This window comes from Burkholderia sp. 3C, from assembly GCF_054589155.1.
Window position 1 is genome coordinate 205,730 of record NZ_BAAILN010000012.1, and the last position, 5,225, is coordinate 210,954.

Here is a 5,225-nt window from a genome sequence, read left to right on the forward strand (position 1 = left end):
CCTTATCCAGCTTTATCCAGGCTGGATAATTATCCAGATTGGATAAATCTCTGTAAAGCGATCGATCCAACAGGTCCGGCACTTGCGCCGCCATCGCCCGGAGGCTGCGCATTCATGGCGCGCCTCGCCCGGCCGCGCCAACCGTCCCGCTCCCCCGCCAGCCGCCTCCCCACGACGCCGTAACCCCGTCCCCGTTTTCTCCTCGAACGCGCTCTATCCCCCCGATCGATATTTTCGATTGCCAAACAAGAATGAGAATAATTATCATTCTTGAACGTGACTCCCGTTTCGCCACTATGCTTGACCTGACGCGCCGGACCTGACCGGCCCCGAACCCATGTCCGATCCCATGATGCCGTCTCTTCCCTCGCCCGCGCCAAGGCTTCGCCCGCCGACGCCGTGGACCCGCTTCGCCGGAGCGGGTGCGCTGGTGGCGGTCGGCTACATGGACCCCGGCAACTGGGCCACGGCGCTGGCGGGCGGCGCGCAGTTCGGCTATCGGCTGCTGGTGGTGGTCGCGCTGGCCAGCCTGATCGCGGTGCTGCTGCAATGGGTGGCGGCGCGCGTCGGCGTGGTGACCGGGCGCGATCTGGCCGAGCTGTGCCGCGAGCGCCTCGCGCCACGCACCACGTTCGTGCTCTGGCTCGCCACCGAAGCGGCCATCATCGCCTGCGACGTGGCCGAGGTGGTGGGCTGCGCGGTCGCGCTGCAAATGCTGCTGCACGTGCCGCTGCTGGCGGGCGTGCTGATGTCGGCGGTCGGCACGTTCGCGATGCTGGCGCTGCAGCGGCGCGGCCATCGCACGCTCGAGATCTGCGTCGCCGCGCTGATCCTGTTCGTCGCGCTGTGCTTCGTCGCCGAAGTGGCGCTCGCCCGGCCCGATTGGCTCGCCGTGCTCGGCGGCTTCACGCCCTCGCCGGAACTGGTGCGCAACGCGGGGATGGTCTGGCTCGCGGCCGGCATCGTCGGCGCGACGGTCATGCCGCACAACCTCTATCTGCACTCGGCGCTGGTCAAGCGCCACGCGCCGCCCGCCGGCGACGACCGCGACGCGGCGATCGCCGATACGATCCGCGGCGTCGGCTACGACACGTTCGGCTCGCTCGGCTTCGCGTTCGTGGTCAACGCGGCGCTGCTGATCGTGGCGGCCGCCGTGTTCCATACCAGCGGCCACACCGATATCGACGATCTCGCCGACGCCCACCGCCTGCTCGCGCCGCTGGTGGGCAGCGACTGGGCCAGCCTGCTGTTCGCCGCCGCGCTGCTGGCCTGCGGCCTGAACTCGACGGTGACGGGCACGCTGGCCGGCCAGATCGTGATGGAAGGCTTCCTGAAGCTGCGCATGACGGCCACGCGCCGCGCACTGCTCACGCGCGCGCTGGCGATCGGCCCGGCGCTGGCCGCCGTGGTGGCGTTCGGCGATCACGGCTCGGCGCAACTGCTGGTGGCCAGCCAGGTGGTGTTGAGCCTGCAATTGCCGCTGGCCGTGATTCCGTTGGTGCGCTTCGCGTCCGACCCGGCGCTGATGGGCCGCTGGCGCGTGCGTGGCGCGGTGCTGGCCGCGACCTGGGCCAGCACCGCGCTGATCCTCGCGCTGAACGTGGCGCTGCTCTGGCAACTCTGGGCCGGCTGAGGCGCGCCGTGCCGCGCCGGCAAAGCGGCGAAAGCAGCGGCCCGGCGACCCGTGCAATGGCGTTCAAGACGCCCGCCGCGCCCGCCCGAATAATGCGGTCCTCATCGATAGCCGGAGGACATCCGCATGACGCAGGACCTTTCCCCTTCTTCTGCCACCCCAACCGCCTCCACCGCCCCGGTCACGCCCGAGCGCTGCGTGATCGTGGTCGACAACCAGTTGCCGCCGGGCCGCGCGGCCAACGCCGCCGCCGTGCTGGCGCTGACGATCGGCCAGCGCCACCCGGCCCTGGTCGGCCCGCCGCTGGTGGATGCCAGCGGCATCGCGCATCCGGGCCTGATCCCGATCGGCATCGCCGTGCTGGCGGCCGACGCCGACGCGCTGCCCGCGATCCGCGACAAGGCCGTGGCGGCCGGCTGCGACGTGGTGGATTTCCCGGTGCAGGGCCAGCAGACCACCGACTATTCGGCGTTCCGCGACGCGGTGGCGCTGGTCGACACGGCCACGCTGCGCTATGTCGGCGTCGCGCTGGCGGGCGCGCGCAAGCCGATCGGCAAGATCGTCGCGAATCTCGGTTTGTTAAAGTAGGCGGACCGAAGTCGAAGCCGGCGGGCGACGCGCCTCAAACACCGGCGCCGCGCCGCCGCCCGAGCGCCGCATCGCGGAACACGCCCGGCGTGACGCCCATCATGCGGCGGAACGAACGCGTCAGATGCGCCTGGTCGGCGAAGCCGGTGGCGGCGGCCACCTCGCTGAGCGGCCGGCCGAGCCGCATCAGCGCGATCGCCGAGCGCACCCGCGCCTGCCGCTGATACGCATGCGGCGTCATGCCGAGATGCCGCTCGAACGCGCGAAACAACCGGAACACCGGCAGCCCGGCCGCGCCTGCGATCTCGTCGAGATGCACCTGGCTGTCGAGCCGGTGATCGAGGAATTCGCGCGCGATGCGCACCGCCTGCGGCTCCGCGCCGGCCTCGCGCGGCACCAGCGGCTCGTGCACGTGCCGCTCGAACAAGCGCGCGACAAACCGCAGGTAACGCTCCTCGCGACGCAGCGCATCGGCCTGCACCTCGGAATCCCGATGCACGCGGCAGAACAACGCGTTGAGCCTCGCGTCGCCGATGATCGGCCCGCGAATCGCCGCGCCGCGCTCGGCCGCGCCGCCGTCGGCCAGCAGCGAGCGCAGATGCTCGGTGCGCACGTACACGGTGCGCTGCCGCCAGCCGCTCGCATCGACTGGCCAGCCGGCGTGCGGCGCGTCGGCGTCGATCGCGTAGAGGTCGCCCGCCTTGGCCACGAACTCGCTGCCATGCATGCGGATCCGGATCGCGCCCTCGGTGATCAGCGCGAAGCAGGCCGTGTCGTGAGTGTGGACGTCGTAGGAGAAATCGTGGAAATCGCCGTGCAGCAGGTCGGCGGCCAGCTCGGGCGCGCGCCAGATGCGTACGTCGGTTTTCGGGTCCGGCGCCCTGGCCGGGCGGGCGCTTCGGGCGTTCATGATCGGGGGCGGCGGAGGCTGACGAGTGAGGGTCGCGCCAATGTACACCATCCACGGGCATGCGTTTTCCAGTCGGCCGGTGGGCCTGCGAGGCGGCCGGCCGAACTGCCGGTCCACTGGTCCACTGGTCCACTGATCTGCCGACTTGCCGACTTGCCGACTTGCCGACTTGCCGACTCGCCGACTCGCCAACTCGCCAACTCGCCGACTCGCCGACCGTCCGACCCATAGGCGCACGGCCCCAGCGCCGTCGAGCGCGCTGCGCGACAATCGGCGGACCCAACCGGCGCGTCCCCCGCGCCACCCCGCTGGAGGCTCCCAAGATGCCCGCCCAACCCGCCCTGCGCGAGATCGATCCGTCGAAAACCTACCGCCTGCTCGAATCCGGCCCGGTGGTGCTGGTCGTCACGCACGACGGCGCGCGCCCGAACGTCATGACGATGGGCTTTCACATGGTGATGCGCCACTCGCCGCCGCTGATCGGCGCGATCATCGGCCCGTGGGACCACAGCCACGCCGCGCTGCGCGAAACGGGCGAATGCGTGCTCGCGGTGCCGGGCGCGGACTGGGTGCGCACCGTGGTCGACATCGGCAATTGCAGCGGCGCGGCCGTCGACAAGTTCGCGCGCTTCGGCCTCACCGCGCGGCCGTCGAAGCAGGTCGCGCCGCCGCGCCTGGCCGGCTGCCTGTACAACATCGAGTGCGTGGTGGAAGACGACACGCTCGCCGAGCGCCACGACCTGTTCGTGCTGCGCGCGGTGGCCGCCGCCGTGGACGACGCGCGCGAGGAACGACGCGTGCTCCATCATCGCGGCGACGGCACGTTCGCCGCCGACGGCGAGGTGTTCGACCTGCGCGAGCACATGCTGAACTGGAAGGGGTTTCAGGTCGATATCTGACGGCGCGTGAATAGTCCGCGCGCGGATATCGATAGCTGAAATGATCGGTTCGCTGCAGCAGCCGAAACCGTTACGTTAGCGGATTCGTTGACCGCTCATGTTCCAGGAATCCGCTCCATGTCCCGACTCACGCGCCGCGCCTTTTCCCGTTCCCTGCTCGCGCTGACGCTGTCCGCCGCCGGCCCGTTCGCGCGCGCCGCCCAGCCCGCGCCCAACGTGCTGCGCATCGGCTATCAGAAATCGTCGACGCTGATCACGCTGCTGAAGGCGCGCGGCACGCTCGACCGCGCGCTCGCGCCGCTGCAGACGCGCGTCGAATGGCACGAGTTCGCCAGCGGCCTGCCGCTGACCGAGGCGCTGAACATCGGCGCAGTCGATTTCAGCGCCGACGTGGCCGATACGGTGCCGGTGTTCGCGCAGGCCGCGCAGGCGCGGTTCGTGTATGTGGCGCAGGAAGCGCCGTCGCCGTCCGCGCAGGCGATCGTCGTCAAGCGCGACAGCGGCATCGATTCGCTGGCCGGGCTCAAGGGCAAGGACATCGCCACCACCAAGGCCGCCGGCAGCCATTACCTGTTGCTGGCCGCGCTGGCCAAGGCGGGGCTGACGCCCGCCGACGTGTCCGTCCACTACCTGACGCCGGCCGACGGCCGCGCCGCGTTCGAGCGCGGCAGCGTGGCGGCCTGGATCACGTGGGACCCGTACGTCGCATCGGTCGATCGCCGCCCCGACGTCAAGGTGCTGGCCGACGGCAACGGGCTGGCCTCGTACCAGCGCTATTACCTCGCCTCGACCGAGTATGCGACCGCCCATCCCGACGTGGTGAAGGCGCTGTTCGACGCGCTGACGCAGGAAAGCATCTGGCTGCGCGCGCATCAGGATGAGGCCGCGGCCGTGCTCGCGCCGATCTGGGGGCTCGACGCCGCCACCATCGCACGCGCCAACGCGCGCCGCAGCTACCTCGTGCGCGCGGTGCTGCCGGCCAACTACGGCGAGCAGCAACAGATCGCCGATACGTTCAAGAACGCCGGCCTGCTGCCGGTGCGCGTCGATACGAAACAGGCGTTGCGCTGGGATTTCGCGGCACGCAAGGCCGTGCCGGCTGGCGTCTGAGGTTCGGCGTCTGAGGTTCGGCGTCTGAGGTTCGGCGTCTGAGGTTCGGCGTCTGAGGTTCGGCGTCTGAGGTTCGGCGTCTGAG

Annotated in this window: 5 protein-coding genes; 4 read left to right on the plus strand and 1 reads right to left on the minus strand. The window is 70.4% G+C overall.

Annotation, left to right across the window (positions count from 1 at the left end; all coding sequences use genetic code 11):
* Positions 1 to 337: 337 nt before the first annotated feature.
* The gene (locus ACYP33_RS02035) at positions 338 to 1,633 is read left to right on the plus strand and encodes an Nramp family divalent metal transporter (protein WP_459619380.1); all 1,296 of its coding nucleotides are present in this window, start codon (positions 338 to 340) and stop codon (positions 1,631 to 1,633) included.
* Positions 1,634 to 1,759: 126 nt separating this feature from the next.
* Positions 1,760 to 2,221, plus strand: a complete 462-nt coding sequence (locus ACYP33_RS02040) for a DUF2000 domain-containing protein (protein WP_459619382.1) — start codon at positions 1,760 to 1,762, stop codon at positions 2,219 to 2,221.
* A gap of 34 nt (positions 2,222 to 2,255) precedes the next feature.
* Here ACYP33_RS02040 and ACYP33_RS02045 read toward each other — a convergent pair whose 3' ends face one another.
* Entirely contained in the window at positions 2,256 to 3,131 is an 876-nt protein-coding gene (locus tag ACYP33_RS02045) for a helix-turn-helix transcriptional regulator (protein ID WP_459619384.1), read from the minus strand.
* 323 nt (positions 3,132 to 3,454) lie between these two features.
* Here ACYP33_RS02045 and ACYP33_RS02050 point away from each other — a divergent pair, with 323 nt between their 5' ends.
* A complete protein-coding gene (locus ACYP33_RS02050) occupies positions 3,455 to 4,030 on the plus strand; it encodes a flavin reductase family protein (protein ID WP_459619386.1) in 576 nt (191 codons plus the stop codon).
* 117 nt (positions 4,031 to 4,147) lie between these two features.
* On the plus strand, positions 4,148 to 5,140 hold the full coding sequence (locus ACYP33_RS02055; RefSeq protein WP_459619388.1) for an aliphatic sulfonate ABC transporter substrate-binding protein: 993 nt from the start codon (positions 4,148 to 4,150) through the stop codon (positions 5,138 to 5,140).
* Positions 5,141 to 5,225: the final 85 nt, after the last annotated feature.